Source organism: Nocardioides candidus (assembly GCF_041321175.1).
GTDB lineage: Bacteria > Actinomycetota > Actinomycetes > Propionibacteriales > Nocardioidaceae > Nocardioides.
In genome coordinates this window covers 84,779-98,724 of record NZ_JBGGWC010000004.1, presented here as the reverse complement: position 1 = coordinate 98,724, position 13,946 = coordinate 84,779, and the positions used below count along the sequence as shown (strand labels likewise).

The window sequence follows — 13,946 nt, the reverse complement described above, 5'->3', positions numbered from 1 at the left end:
CTGATGCTGAACGCCACGCTGGCCGCAGTCGAACGCGAACTGAGGGAGCAGGTCGACGGGGAGGTCTTCTTCGACGCCGGCACTCGTGGTGCCTACTCGACCGACGCCTCGAACTTCCGCCAGGTCCCGATCGCGGTCGTCACGCCGCGCACTCCCGCAGCGGCAGCTGACGCAGTCGCGGTGTGCCGCCGGCATCGATTGCCCATCGTCTCGCGTGGCGGGGGGACCAGCCTGGCGGGCCAGTGCTGCAACGAGGCGGTCGTCATCGACTTCTCGCGTCACTGCAACCGCCTGATCTCCATCGACGCGCAGGCGCGCACCTGTGTCGTGGAGCCCGGCATCGTCCTGGACGACCTGAACCGTCAGCTCGCACCGATCGGCCTGCGCTACGGTCCCGAGCCGGCCACCCACCCCAACTGCACGCTCGGCGGGATGATCGGCAACAACTCCTGCGGCGCCACAGCGCAACGCACCGGCAAGGTCGTCGACAACGTCGTCTCCCTCGATGTCCTCCTCCACGACGGCACCCACTTCACCGCCCGCGCGCTCGACGACGAGGCCTTCGCAGCCCTCGTCTCCGGCGAGTCCGACGAGAGCTCGCGCGTCATCGAGGTCCACCGCCAGCTGCGTCGCCTGACGGACGACCACGCGGATCTCATCCGGGACCGTTATCCCGACATCCCCCGCCGGGTCTCCGGATACAACCTCGACTCGCTCCTGCCCGAGCACGGGTTCGACATCGCCGGATTCCTCGTGGGCAGCGAAGCCACCCTGGTGACGGTGTTGCGCGCCGAGCTCAACCTGGTGCCCGTGGTTCAGGCGCGCACGCTGGTGGTTCTCGGCTACGACGACATCGCGGCCGCAGCCGATGCTGTGCCGGGCATCGTCGAGCACGAGCCGATCGCGCTGGAGGGCATCGACCACTACCTGCTCCACGACCAGCGCCTCAAGCAGATGAACCTCGAAGGTCTCGACCAGCTGCCTGAGGGACGCGGCTTCCTGATGGTGCAGTTCGGCGGCGAGGAGCAGGACGAGGCCGACGCCCGAGCCCACGCGATGCTCGACGCCATCGGACGGAGTCCGGACGACGCCGACGTCTCGTTCTACGACGACCCCGCAGTCGAGGACGAGTTCTGGTTGATCCGCGAGTCGGGGCTGGGAGCCACCGCTCACGTCCCGCACAAGCCCGACACCTTCGAAGGCTGGGAAGACTCCGCGGTGCCCGTTCCCCGGTTGGGTGACTACCTCCGCGACCTGCGCGAGCTCTACGAGGAGTTCGGCTACGCCACTGACACCGGCCCCAGCCTGTATGGCCACTTCGGGCAAGGGTGCGTGCACACCCGCATCCCGTTCGACCTGTTCACGACCGAAGGAGTCGCCACCTACCGACGGTTCATGGAACGCGCTGCCGATCTGTGCGTGTCCTACGGCGGCTCACTCTCCGGTGAGCATGGCGACGGGCAGAGCCGTGGCGAGCTGCTGGGCAGGATGTTCGGTCGAGACGTCGTCGAGCTGTTCGAAGAGGTCAAGACGCTCTTCGATCCCGACAACCTGATGAACCCTGGCAAGGTCGTCCACCCCGCCCCCCTGGACGACCACCTCCGGCTGGGCGGCTCATGGGCGCCACGCCAGCCGCTCCCGCTGTTCTTCGATTACCCCGAGGACGGTCACTCCTTCATCCAGGCAGCCGACCGTTGCGTCGGAGTCGGCAAGTGTCGCCAGCACAGCCACGAGGACGGCCAGGTGATGTGTCCCTCCTACCAGGCCACTGGCGACGAACGGCACTCGACCCGCGGCCGAGCACGGCTGCTGTTCGAGATGCTGAACGGTCACGGCGACAGCCCCATCGCGGATGGCTGGCGGTCGGAGGACGTCAAGGAAGCGCTCGACCTGTGCCTGGCCTGCAAAGGGTGCAAGGTCGACTGCCCCGCCTCCGTCGACATGGCCACCTACAAGGCCGAGTTCCTGGCCCAGCACTACCGCCACCGGCGACGGCCCCGCGCTGACTACGTCACCGGCTGGCTCCCCGCGGGCGTGCGTGCCCTCGACCGGCTCCACCTCCAGCCCTTGGTCAACCGGTTGGCAGGGATCCGTCCCTTGCGCAGGGTCGGCTCCCGAATGGCCGGTCTGGAGGACCGCGACGCCCCCCGCCTGGCCCCCCAGACCCTTCAGGCCTGGTGGACCGAACGGTCCGACGCGGTGCGGCCCCTGCCCTCGGTCGACACTCTCCCAGCGCCCCGAGGCAAGGTGTTGCTCTTCCCCGACACCTTCACCAACTACTTCCATCCCGACGTGGGCCGCGCCGCCGTCGCGGTTCTGGAGGACGCCGGTTGGCAGGTGGACGTCCCCGCCGAGCCGTTGTGCTGCGGACTGACCTGGATCTCCACCGGACAGCTCGACGTCGCCAGACGGCGGCTGAGACGCACCGTCGACGCCCTTGCCCCCCACGTTCGCGCCGGAGGGCTCGTCGTAGGCCTCGAACCCAGCTGCACCAGCGTGTTCCGCTCTGACGCGAAAGAGCTCTTCTCCGCAGATCCCGACGTGCACCGGCTGGCGGACCACACCGTGACGCTCGCCGAGCTCCTCACCGAGCACAGCGACGGTTGGGAGCCGCCGCGCCTGGACAACACCCATGGTCTGGCGCAGGTGCACTGCCACCAGCACGCCGTGCTCGGGTGGGACGCCGACCGAAAGCTCCTCGACCGAGCCGGTGCGGACGTCGAACGGCTCGACTCAGGTTGCTGCGGGCTGGCGGGAAACTTCGGGTTCACCGCGGGCCATGGCCAGATCAGCGAGGCGTGCGCCGAACAGGTCCTGCTTCCACGACTGCGCGAAGCACCCTCCGACGCCGCAGTCCTCGCCGACGGGTTCTCCTGCCGCACCCAGATCGAGCAGCTCGACAGCGGCGGCAGACAGGGCCTGCACCTCGCCCAGCTGCTCGCCGACGCCCTGCACGACCAGCCGCACGTCCCACCCGGATCGATCGACCCCGAAGGAGCATGAGATGACCACCGTCGCCGACCAGCTGCTGGCACGCCTGAGGGAGTGGGGTGTCGAGCAGATCTTCGGCTACCCGGGAGACGGCATCAACGGCATCCTCGGCGCCCTGTCCCGCGCCGATGACCAGCCACGGTTCATCCAGTCCCGCCACGAAGAGATGTCAGCTTTCGAGGCGGTCGGCTACGCCAAGTTCACCGGACGGACCGCTGTCTGCATGGCGACCTCCGGGCCCGGTGCCATCCACCTGCTCAACGGTCTCTACGACGCCAAGCTCGACCACGTGCCGGTCGTGGCCATCGTCGGGCAGACCGCACGCACCGCGATGGGCGGCAGCTACCAGCAAGAGATCGACCTGCTGAGCCTCTTCAAGGACGTCGCCGGCGACTACGTGCAGATGGTCACCGTCCCCGAACAGCTCCCCAACGTGATCGACCGCGCCATCCGCGTCGCCACGACCCGCCGTGCGCCGACCGCCGTCGTGATCCCCAGTGACGTCCAGGAGCTCGACTACTCCGCCCCCACCCACGCGTTCAAGATGGTGCCTTCCAGCCTCGGCACCACCCGGCCCGTATTCGCGCCCGACGCCGCTGGTGTCGCCCGGGCCGCAGAGGTTCTCAACTCCGGCAAGAAGGTCGCCATCCTGGTCGGACAGGGTGCGCGAGGGGCGACGAGGGAGATCACCCGCGTCGTCGAGCTGACCGGAGCCGGCGTCGCGAAAGCCCTCCTCGGCAAGGACGTCCTCAGCGACGAGCTGCCGTGGGTCACCGGCTCGATCGGCCTGCTCGGCAGTCGGCCCAGCTACGAGATGATGCGGGACTGCGACACCCTGCTCACCGTCGGCTCGAGCTTCCCCTACACACAGTTCATGCCCGAGCCCGGCCAGGCGCGCGCCGTCCAGATCGACATCGACGGCACCATGATCGGCATGCGGTACCCCTACGAGGTCAACCTCGTGGGCGATGCGGTGACCACCCTCCAGGCCCTCATCCCTCTCCTGGAACGCAAGGAGGAACGTTCCTGGCAGGACGGGATCTGCGACCAGGTCGCCCGCTGGTGGGAGGTCATGGACGGCGAAGCCCACGTCTCGGCAGACCCGGTGAACCCGATGCGGATCTTCAGCGAGTTCTCCGCCCGAGCACCGAGCGACGCCATGATCGCCGCCGACAGCGGCTCAGCGGCCAACTGGTACGCCCGCCAGGTGAAGATGCGGGGCTCGATGCGGGGCAGCCTCTCGGGCAACCTCGCAACGATGGGTCCAGCGGTGCCCTACGCCATCGGCGCCAAGTTCGCCCACCCCGACCGGCCTGCCATCGCCTTCACCGGCGACGGCGCCATGCAGATGAACGGCTTGGCCGAGCTGATCACCATCTCGCGCTACTGGCAGACGTGGTCCGACCCGCGACTGGTGGTCGCGGTGTTGCACAACAACGACCTCAACCAGGTCACCTGGGAGCTGCGCGCGATGGGCGGAACGCCGAAGTTCGTGGAGTCCCAAGCGCTTCCCGACGTCTCCTACGCGGGGTTCGCCGCCTCGGTGGGGCTGGGTTCGATCACGGTCACCGATCCCGATGAGCTGGCGGGAGCGTGGGAGACGGCCCTGAGCGCCGACCGGCCCTACGTGATCGACGTCCACTGCGACCCCGACGTCCCCCCGATCCCGCCGCACGCGACGCTGGACCAGATGACCAATTCGGCCAAGGCTCTCATCAAGGGCGACCCGAGCAGATGGGGTGTGCTGAAGGAAGGCATCAGGACCAAGGCGCAGGAGCTGCTGCCCTCCACCGGGGACGACCAGTCATGACGCGCCGGCCCGCCGACGGCCGGCTTGCTGCCTCCGACCCCGGGCAGCAGGCCGGCGAAGGGCCGCCGGTCGCCTCGATCCGGGCCACGGCTTACACCATCCCGACCGATGCCCCCGAAGGGGACGGGACGCTCACCTGGGACCACACCACCCTCGTTCTGGTCGAGGCCCGAGCCGAAGACCGCACCGGCATCGGCTACACCTACGCGCCGCGCGCAGCGGTCACGGTGATCGAGGAGCTGCTCGAGCCGATCGTCACCGGTCGCAGCGCCCTCGACGTCGAAGGAGCCTGGATGGCGATGGTCGCCGCCGTACGCAACGCCGGTCGCCGCGGTCTCGTCGGCATGGCGATATCGGCAGTCGACACCGCCTTGTGGGACCTCGCCGGCCACCTCCTCGACCAACCCCTCACGGCTATCTGGGGCGCCCGCTCGCCCTGGCAGGACCCCGACGCGTCGCCATCGTCGTCCGGGGTGGAGATCTACGGCAGCGGCGGCTTCACCACGTACGACGACGACCGGTTGCGCGACCAGCTGCACCACTGGCTCGAAATGGGATGCGACAAGGTGAAGATCAAGATCGGAGAGAGCTGGGGCACCTGCCGCGAACGCGACCTCGACCGCGTCCGTATCGCACAACAGACCATCGGCGAGGACGCCAGCTTGTTCGTCGACGCCAACGGCGCCTACACGACCCAGCAAGCTTGCCTGATCGGTTCGTTCCTCGACATGCTCGAGGTGACCTGGTTCGAGGAGCCGGTCAGCTCCGAGGACTACGTCGGCCTCGCCACCGTGCGCGACCACATCCGCGCCGACGTTGCTGCCGGCGAGTACGCCGCCGATGTGGCCGACTGCCAGCACCTCGCCCCGCACATCGACTGCCTCCAGCTCGACGTCACCCGGTGCGGCGGCTACACCGGATGGCGTCACATCACCGCCGACCCGGCGATCGCCCGGATCGAGCTGTCCGGGCACTGCGCCCCGCACCTCAGCGTCCCTGTCGCCGCTGGCACGCCCCGGCTGCGGCACCTGGAGTACTTCCACGACCACGTCCGGATCGAACGCCTGCTGCTCGACGGCTGCGCCGACCCCACCGACGGCACCCTTCCTCCGTCCGGCGGCGCCGGCCACGGGTTGACGTTCCGCACCTCTGACGCCGAGGAGTACCGAGTCGCATGACGACCCCCGACCACGCCACCCACAGACCCACCACCCGACGACACCACTGGCCCTTCACCCGACCTCGCTGGATCTGGGGCGGGCTGCTCACCGCTATCGCGGGCATGATCGTGGCTGGCGTCGGCGTCGCGGCGACGTCTTGGATCTGGTCTCTGGTCGGAGCGGGGACATTGCTCGCCGGCGTCGGGCTCGCCTTCGCCGGCGGCGTTCTCTACGACGCTCACTCTGGCCCTCCCACCGAGGAGCTCAAACATGTGCTGCAGGGCGGCACCCGTGCCGGTGTCGCGGCGGGGCAGACCCGCTCGACACCTGGCAGCCGGCGCCGCGCCCGCGCCGTGGAGGCCCGCCTCGACCAACTCGAGGCCGCAACTGCCGCGGCGCCGAGGCCTTACCCGGTCAAACCCCCGGCGGTCATCTTGATGCTGATCGCGCTGTTCCTCCTTGTCTCCCAGTGGGAGCTGTACCCGCTGGAGTTTCCCGGCCAGACCAACGCCAACCGCGCGCTGGGATGCGCGATTCTGTTCGCAGCCTGCGGTCTCAGGATCCGGTTCGCCCAACCGCTCCGCCGACGGCGTCCCTCGGCCGGGCTCGCGGGGGTCGCGGGGCTGGCGTTGCTGTGCAACGGGCTGCTCAGCCCTCACGACCGCTTGATCATGGCGGTGCTCGAGTCGTTGTGCGGCCTTCTCGCCGTTCTCTGCGCCGGGGTCGTCTTCGCCTATCGGCCACACGTCGACACACCAGATTTCAGCGACGTGGCAGACCTGGGCGCCTCCGCAGCGCAGGAGTCGAACTCGTCGACCCGGGACGAGCTTCGGTGAGTCGGCTGGACGTTCAGGTCCGCCGCGGAGGGTCGCCGTGCCGCCCACTGGCTGTCGCCGTCGGTGGCACTTGGTTCGTCAGGTGCCCGCGCGGTGCGCTACCGGGAGTCCTGCCTCTCGCTTTGTGGTGGCCACGGGTACAGCAGGTGTTCCGCGAGACCGGCCACCAACGGGTCCCACTCTGCGCTTGCCGTGAGGTAGTCCTCGGTCGCGTTGGCCGCGTCTCGGGTGGGCACGCCGAACGCCTTCAGTTGTGCAAGGACTTCAGCGTGCCGTTGCGCGGCTACCCTGTCTGGGACGGCGCCGATCGCAGCGTCCTTTCGTGCGCGGACCACTCGGGTGCACATCGCGAACACGGAGTTCTCCACCTCGTGAAGGGTGATGCCCGCGAGCTCGGGTCGGGTCGGCGGCACCTCGACGGTTGTCTTCAGCAGGGCAACGCTCTCCCAGCACGTCTGGAGGATCCGGGGGAGCGCGTCGTAGTCGTTGCGGTAGTGGAAGGACTGGAGCACCGGGTAGGACGCGTGGGTCTGGACGAGTCGTCGAAGTCCCGCCGCAAGTTCCGTGAGGTGGACAGCGGCCGCCATCGGCCCCTCCCGCCACAGCGCGCCGACGACTTCGACACCACGCCCGGTCTCCCCGCTGAGCTGGTGCAGCGACAGTGCGAACGCGTTGCGGGTCGGCAGGGTGGTGTAGACCGAGACGAAGTAGGAGATCACGAGCGTGAACGTCACGAAACCGCTCGCGGCCTCCGCGACGGTCAGCGCGCGGTACAGAGGCGTGACGGCCACGACGTCACCAAGGCCGAGCGTTGTCAACGTGTAGCCACTGAAGTACATCGCCGTGCCCCACGAGTCGTCTGTCTGACCGCTGGCCGCAGCAACTCCGTCACCGAGCGCCGGCCAGTAGACGGCCGCCCAGCCCACCAGCAACAGCACGAACCACGCAACCAGGGTGGCCGCCACCTGGGTCGGGCCCGTGTAGGCCAAGACGGTGGCCCGGTGGCGCCGCGGCAGCCGTCGCGACTGCCGAAAGACGGCGTCGATCCCGCGGCTGAGGGGCCGACGCACAGGCCCGCGGCCGCTCGCAGGAAACAGCACGGTGTAGAAGACGTCGGCCGTCGCGACTCCCACCAACAGCGCGCCTGCCAGCGCGACAAGAACGCCGATCACCCACACCGATTACCCGGAACCAGCATGGGTACACATTGTCGTCCGCCGACGGCCCGCCGAAAGGCCACCGACTTGCCATCCACGCGAGGACAGCGATGAACGGCGCAGCGAGCGCCAGCACGCCGCTTCGCGTGCGCGTCCCTCGTGCATTGCGCGAGTTCGCCGCCGTGCCGGTCGGGGTGGTTCTGGGACTGCTTGTTCTGGCGGGCGTCTCGATCGCAGGTGATCAGGCCCACGGCCATGCGGTCACCGCGCTGCGGGAGTGGCTCGGCCACTTCATCGGCAAGCAGTCAGCCACCGACACGCTCGGGGCGGTCGCCGGGGGTCTGGTCACGGTCACGTCCATCACCTTCTCCGTCCTGCTGCTTGCCGTGCAGCAGACAGCGTCGAACCTGTCGCCGGTGGTGTTCGACCAGTTCGTCCGTCGCCGCGCGAACCAGCTCTATCTCGGCCTGTTCGTGGGTCTGGCTCTCTACTCCTACGTGGTGCTGGCCGCTGTGCAGCCGAGCACCCCGCCCATCATCGGTGCCTTCCTGGCCACGGTCCTCACCGTCGTAGCGCTCGCCTGCCTACTGTTCTTGGTCTACTCGACCATCGACCAGATGCGGCCCGACAACGTGATGCGCCAACTCCACGACCGCGCGGTCGCTGCCCACCAACGAGAGAGCCGGATTATCGCGGCAACCCGCCGGGGTTCCATCTCGAGCGCCCCGGTGGCCGCGGAGGTCCGCAGCCAGACCTATGGCTACGTCGAGTCCGTCGATCTCGAACGGGTCGTCGCAGCACTCGGCACGCGCACCGACGCCGAAGTCGAGCTCCACCTGACGATCGGAGCGCCGGTGGTCTTCGACGAGCTGCTTGCGTCGGTGCGTCACCACGACAGCGTCGAGGCCGAGGCGATCAGAGCCCAGACGGCGCGCGCGATCACGCTGAGCAAGTCGCCAGACATCGACCTGGACCCGAGCGCCGCCATCCGCGACATCAGCAACATCGGCTGGACGAGCGGCTCCACCTCCAAGCAGAACCCCGCCATCGCCGCACAGGCTCTCCACGCCTTGCGGGATCTTGCGGCGCGGTGGATCGAGGAGGACCGCATCGGATCGAATCCGCATCCGGTCGTCTACCCGGACGACGACCTGCCAACGGTGATCGACGGCCTCTACTCCGCCATGGTCGTCGCGCACGAGTCCCACCAGCACCAACAAGCCGCTCGCGTCCTACAGGCCTACGAGTCGTTGCTGGAGCGAGCGCAGGGCGCGGTCCGTGAACGGCTGGTCAGCGATCTCGACGTCATGGCGCCGCTGCTCGCACAGCTCCCCCCGGCGCCGGCTCTCGACCGGGCGCGACGTGCCGTCGAGATCCGCCGCGTCGTCAGTCCCGCAGAGCTCCAGCAGTAGGGACGGCACCCACCAGGAGCTACTCCTTCGGATCCACGATCAGTGCCTGAGGGGCGGCCGCCTTCATCCGGGTGTTGAGCCAGGAGAGCTGGCGTGAGGTCTCGGCGTTCGCCGAGGTCGCGATGCTCAGCAGCTCCCGATCACGCAGACCCTGGGCGCCTTGGGCGACGACCGTCCAGGTGGTCTGCACCAGGGTGGCCAGGACGTGGAGGTCCTGGAGGTCCCGGAGGAGCCCGATCTGCCCGGAGCGCACCTCGGCAAGGCCCGAGGCATGCAGGCGCTCGGGCTCGGTGATCGAGTCGTCCTCGCCGTAGCGGCTGACGACCGGCGCGAGCCGGTCCCGGTGCCCGTCGCTCCACCGGGCGAGCATCTCGCAGGTGTGGAAGATGTCTGCTTCCGCCGCGTGGCCCTCAGCCACTGCGCGGAACGACTCCGCCAAGGTCTGCTCGCTGCGATCTGCGAGGGCGACGTAGGTGCTCAGGTGCGGCATCAGGACCTCCCCGAGATGGTGCCCGTGGGGGCGGGGTGTGCGGTGCCGGCGGCAGGGTCGTTGGCGTAGGTGGGAGTGGTCTCGAGTATCTGGGAGGTGGTGGCCTCACCGCCTTCGGTGGGCGGCACCGAAGACCCGCGCGCCGGTGCGGACGCGGCCGTGGTAGGCGCTGGGGCCGGCCGGTCGCCGGACTCGAGCTTGGTGACCCGGCAGGCGGCCGTCTTGAAGTAGGGCTGCTTGGACACCGGGTCCCACACGGTCATGGTCAGCTCGTTGGCCTGGCGGTGCTGCTGGCCCGGTGCGATGTCGTCGAGGTCCCACGACCCGTAGTGGAAGGGCGCGAAGACCGCGCCCGCCATGACGCGGCCGATGCGCGCACGGACCTCGATCTTGCCGCGGGGAGATCGCACCTCGACGAGATCGCCCTCGGAGATCCCGAGGCCCTCCGCGTCCGTCGGCGAGAGCTCGACCCATGCGTCCGGTGCCGCGTCGTGCAGGGATCGCGCTCGGGCGGTCTTGGTGCGGGTGTGGAACTGGTAGACGGTCCGACCGGTCGTGTACAGCAGCGGATAGTCCTCGCTGGGCTGCTCATGTGCGGGCGTGTAGGGCGCGCCCTTGAGGAACGCTCGACCGTTGGGGGCCATGGCTCGGTGCTCCTCCTCGGTGACCGCCCCGCCGGTGAGCAGGTCGTGCCCGTAGGTCTCGCACTGGTCGGTGTCGGTGGGGAAGACCGGGTCGGTGTAGAGACGGTCGGTGCCCTGCGGTGCCTGGTCGTTGACGGGCCAGGGGATGCCGCTCGGCCCGCGGAGCTTGTCGTAGGACAGGCCCGTGTAGTCGACCGGCCTGCCGGCGGTGGCCGACCGCCAGGCGTCGAACGCCTCTTCGGGGTTCGTCCACGACGGCAGCGGCGCACCGTCCAGGTCGGTGAACCCCATCGCGCGGGCGTACATGAGGAAGATGTCGAGGTCGCTCCTGGCCTCGCCCGGCGGCTCGACGGCCTTCTCGGACAGGTGGACGGTCCTGTTGACGTTCGTGAAGGTGCCGGTCTTCTCGCCCCAACCCGCGGCAGGCAGGACGACGTCGGCGAGCTGGGCGGTCTCGGTCAGGAAGAGGTCCTGGACGACGACGAAGCACTGGTCGCCGCTGAGGATGCGTCGGATCCGGGCGGACTCGGGCATCGAGACCGCGGGGTTGGTCGCCGAGATCCATAGCAGCTCGATGGACCCCTTCTCGGCGTAGTTGAAGATCTGCATGGCGTTGGTGGGCGGTGCCCAGTGCGGGATCGTGAGGGGATCGACGTTCCAGAGGTCGGCGAGCTGTTGCACGTGCGCGGGGTTGTTCCAGTTGCGGAACCCCGGCAGGTCGCCGTCGGCGCCGCACTCGCGGTTGTTCTGGGCGGTGGGCTGGCCGTTCATCTGCAGGACACCGCTGCCGGGCCTCCCGATCAGTCCGCGGAGGAGGTGCAGGTTGTGCACGGCGACGGCTGAGGCAGTGGCCTGGTGGGACTGGTAGAAACCCTGCAGCACGGTGGACAGGACGTTCTCGCTCTCGCCGAAGATGGCAGCCGCGCGGCACAGGTCACCGGAGCTCACGCCGCAGATCTCAGCAACCTTCTCCGGCGTGTACGGCTCGACGACCTCCCGGAGGTCGTCGACCCCGAGCGTGTGGGCAGCGACCCACTCGTCGTCGACCCAACCGTTGGCGAACAGCTCGCGCGTGAGCCCGTTCATCAGTGCGAGGTTGGTGCCGACCCGTGGCGCGAGGTGGACTCCACCGGTGCGCTCCGCCTCGTCGGCCACCGGTGTGCGTCGAGGGTCGACGCACACCAACGTCGGCGGGTCGGCGGCTCGGGTGCGGTCGAGGATCCTCGCCCACAGCACCGTCTGGGTCTCCGCCATGTTGTGGCCGTAGAGGAACACGGCGTCACAGTGCTCGATGTCGGTGTAGGAGCCGGGCTGCCCGTCGGCGCCGAAGGACTCCTTGAAAGCGGCGGCGCTGGTGGCTGTGCACAGACGGGTGTTGCCGTCCATGTGAGGGGTGCCCAGGCCCGCCTTGCCGAGGACGGCGAGGGTGTAGTACTCCTCGATGAACATCTGGCCCGACGTGTAGAAGCCGTGGGTGAGTGGACCGTTCTCGTCGAGCAGCTTCTTGGACACCTCGACGACGCGGCCCATCGCGGTCTCCCAGTCGGTCTCGACGAGGTCGCCCCCGTCGCGGACGAGCGGCCGCGTCAGCCGATCCGCGGAGGAGGCCCACGGGGTGCTTCCGTACAGCCCCTTGGGTCCGAGTCGCCCGTGGTTGACCACGTCGCCCGCCCGCCCGCGCACGCCGACCATGCGGCCGTCCTTGACCGCGATGTCGCACCCGCATCCGTTGCTGCACAGCACGCACGCCGATTGCACCCAGCGGTCCACGTCGGCCTCGCCGAGACCGTTCTCCAGGTGGAGATCGACCCGCGCGGGCCAGACCGAGCCCTTGGGGTGCGGGGTGCGATCCCCCCAGATGTCCGCGATCCGGTCGGTCATGTCTCTCCTCGCTGTGCCGTGGGTCTCGAAGCTGTGCAGCGCATGTCCCGGGGAGGTACCCATTCGTTGCATCAAAGCAACCATTGCATTTTGCGACCGTCCGTAGTGGGCTCTCGGTGTCGCCCCGAGGGGGGCGGCGCCGCGGTCGGAGCGGTCGTGACCGCGGACACCAGCGGTCGGGACCTTGGTCCATGGGCGGGGCAAGGCGCGGGCCGACAGGATGTCCACGGGCCGGCTTCGGGCCCACGTGCGACGGAGGCAAGATGGAACAGACGCAGACGGCGACATCCCCGAGGACGTCCCCCCAGCCGGTGTTCGGGCGCGCCTGGGTGATGCTCGGGATCGCCACCCTCGGCTTCGCCGTGAACTTCTGGGCGTGGGCGTTGTTGAGTCCGCTCGGACCGCTGTTCCGCGAACGGGGGACTCTGGGCAGCCTCGACGAGTCCGATGTGGCGCTGCTCGTCGCCGTTCCGGTGATCGTCGGATCGATCGGCCGCATCCTCGTCGGCGCCCTGACCGACCGCTACGGCGGCCGCGTGATGTTCCCGTCGGTCTCGGCGCTCACCATCGTGCCGATTCTCTTCATCGCGTTCGTCGGCCAGTCGTCCTACTGGCTGATCATCGCCGGAGGCTTCGCGCTCGGGGTCGCTGGGACCGCGTTCGCGGTCGGAGTGCCGTTCGTGAACGCGTGGTTCCCTCCTGATCGCCGCGGCCTCGCGATCGGAATCTTCGGTTCGGGCATGGGTGGTACGGCGATCAGCGCTCTCACCACCGTCAGGCTCTACACCGGAGTCGGCAAGACCAGCCCCTTTCTGATCACCGCAGCCGTGCTGGTGGCCTACGCCGTGATGTCGTGGTTGGTGCTGCGCGACGCACCTGGACGCACCGTCCCGACCACGCCGTTGATGACCCGGTTGCCGGGGAACGCTCGACTGCCGATCACCTGGCAGGCGTGCATCTTGTACGCCGTCGCGTTCGGCGGCTACGTCGCGTTCTCGGTCTACCTGCCGGCGTACCTCAAGACCGACTACGCCTTGACCCCGGCAGACGCAGCGAACCGGATGGCCGGCTTCGTCGTCGTCGCGGTGGTCATGAGGCCCGTCGGCGGTTGGCTCTCCGACCGGTTCGGACCGGTCCCAGTGCTCGCCGCCAGCTATGGGGTCGTCGTGGTGGGCGCCGGCGTTGCGGCCACCCACCCGCTGCTCGAGCACATCGGAACGGTCGCGTTCCTCGCCATGGCGGCCGCACTCGGGGCCGGCAGCGGCGCCACGTTCGCGCTCATCGCGAGAGTGACCGAGCCGTCGCGCGTCGGCGGTGTCACCGGGCTGGTCGGGGCCGCGGGCGGCCTCGGCGGATTTGTGCCGCCCCTGCTGATGGGCTACGTCTACGGCCGGACCGACTCCTACGCGATCGGGCTCTGGATGCTGTCGATCACGGCTGCTGTGACCGTGGTCCTGGTCGTCACCGTCGTCTCGCGCACCGTCAATACACAGTCCTCGGCGCCGATTCAACCCTGACGTGTCCCGACTTGTCTGCGTATGTTCGTCGTCAACCCGAACGCAAGG

9 protein-coding genes are annotated in these 13,946 nt (G+C 69.0%); 6 read left to right on the top strand and 3 right to left on the bottom strand.

Going from position 1 to position 13,946, the window contains the following annotated elements; genetic code table 11:
• Positions 1 to 3 precede the first annotated feature (3 nt).
• The 4 genes from ACAX67_RS17615 to ACAX67_RS17600 are packed head-to-tail and all read left to right on the top strand — an operon-like array spanning position 4 to position 6,797.
• Complete coding sequence (locus ACAX67_RS17615; protein WP_370705184.1) at positions 4 to 3,003, top strand: FAD-binding and (Fe-S)-binding domain-containing protein; 3,000 nt, start codon at positions 4 to 6, stop codon at positions 3,001 to 3,003.
• A 1-nt stretch (position 3,004) separates the two neighbouring features.
• Positions 3,005 to 4,801 (top strand): thiamine pyrophosphate-requiring protein, encoded by a 1,797-nt coding sequence (locus tag ACAX67_RS17610; protein WP_370705183.1) that lies wholly within the window; start codon positions 3,005 to 3,007, stop codon positions 4,799 to 4,801.
• The gene (locus ACAX67_RS17605; RefSeq protein ID WP_370705182.1) at positions 4,798 to 5,979 is read left to right on the top strand and encodes an enolase C-terminal domain-like protein; all 1,182 of its coding nucleotides are present in this window, start codon (positions 4,798 to 4,800) and stop codon (positions 5,977 to 5,979) included. Before ACAX67_RS17610 ends, ACAX67_RS17605 begins: the two co-directional genes overlap by 4 nt.
• Positions 5,976 to 6,797 (top strand): hypothetical protein, encoded by an 822-nt coding sequence (locus ACAX67_RS17600; protein ID WP_370705181.1) that lies wholly within the window; start codon positions 5,976 to 5,978, stop codon positions 6,795 to 6,797. The genes ACAX67_RS17605 and ACAX67_RS17600 overlap by 4 nt, the downstream gene beginning before the upstream one ends.
• A 98-nt stretch (positions 6,798 to 6,895) precedes the next feature.
• Here ACAX67_RS17600 and ACAX67_RS17595 read toward each other — a convergent pair whose 3' ends face one another.
• Entirely contained in the window at positions 6,896 to 7,969 is a 1,074-nt protein-coding gene (locus tag ACAX67_RS17595; RefSeq protein ID WP_370705180.1) for a potassium channel family protein, read from the bottom strand.
• Positions 7,970 to 8,064: 95 nt separating this feature from the next.
• Between ACAX67_RS17595 and ACAX67_RS17590 the strand changes: the two genes are divergently transcribed.
• Positions 8,065 to 9,366: a DUF2254 family protein gene (locus ACAX67_RS17590; protein ID WP_370705179.1), complete on the top strand. Its 1,302-nt coding sequence runs from the start codon at positions 8,065 to 8,067 to the stop codon at positions 9,364 to 9,366.
• Between the two features lie 19 nt (positions 9,367 to 9,385).
• Here the strand turns inward: ACAX67_RS17590 and ACAX67_RS17585 are convergent, their stop codons facing one another.
• Together ACAX67_RS17585 and ACAX67_RS17580 are read right to left on the bottom strand one after the other, a co-directional pair.
• On the bottom strand, positions 9,386 to 9,856 hold the full coding sequence (locus tag ACAX67_RS17585; RefSeq protein ID WP_370705178.1) for a hypothetical protein: 471 nt from the start codon (positions 9,854 to 9,856) through the stop codon (positions 9,386 to 9,388).
• On the bottom strand, positions 9,856 to 12,381 hold the full coding sequence (locus ACAX67_RS17580; RefSeq protein ID WP_370705177.1) for a molybdopterin oxidoreductase family protein: 2,526 nt from the start codon (positions 12,379 to 12,381) through the stop codon (positions 9,856 to 9,858). Before ACAX67_RS17580 ends, ACAX67_RS17585 begins: the two co-directional genes overlap by 1 nt.
• Before the next feature lie 263 nt (positions 12,382 to 12,644).
• Between ACAX67_RS17580 and ACAX67_RS17575 the strand changes: the two genes are divergently transcribed.
• Complete coding sequence (locus ACAX67_RS17575; RefSeq protein ID WP_370705176.1) at positions 12,645 to 13,898, top strand: MFS transporter; 1,254 nt, start codon at positions 12,645 to 12,647, stop codon at positions 13,896 to 13,898.
• Positions 13,899 to 13,946 lie beyond the last annotated feature (48 nt).

What these genes read in the sequence shown, in the direction of transcription:
- ACAX67_RS17600 (WP_370705181.1), top strand. Translation starts at nt 5,976, where the DNA reads ATGACGACCCCCGACCACGCCACCCACAGACCCACCACCCGACGACAC.
- ACAX67_RS17580 (WP_370705177.1), bottom strand. Translation starts at nt 12,381, where the DNA reads ATGACCGACCGGATCGCGGACATCTGGGGGGATCGCACCCCGCACCCC.
- ACAX67_RS17610 (WP_370705183.1), top strand. Translation starts at nt 3,005, where the DNA reads ATGACCACCGTCGCCGACCAGCTGCTGGCACGCCTGAGGGAGTGGGGT.
- ACAX67_RS17615 (WP_370705184.1), top strand. Translation starts at nt 4, where the DNA reads ATGCTGAACGCCACGCTGGCCGCAGTCGAACGCGAACTGAGGGAGCAG.
- ACAX67_RS17585 (WP_370705178.1), bottom strand. Translation starts at nt 9,856, where the DNA reads ATGCCGCACCTGAGCACCTACGTCGCCCTCGCAGATCGCAGCGAGCAG.
- ACAX67_RS17590 (WP_370705179.1), top strand. Translation starts at nt 8,065, where the DNA reads ATGAACGGCGCAGCGAGCGCCAGCACGCCGCTTCGCGTGCGCGTCCCT.
- ACAX67_RS17605 (WP_370705182.1), top strand. Translation starts at nt 4,798, where the DNA reads ATGACGCGCCGGCCCGCCGACGGCCGGCTTGCTGCCTCCGACCCCGGG.
- ACAX67_RS17575 (WP_370705176.1), top strand. Translation starts at nt 12,645, where the DNA reads ATGGAACAGACGCAGACGGCGACATCCCCGAGGACGTCCCCCCAGCCG.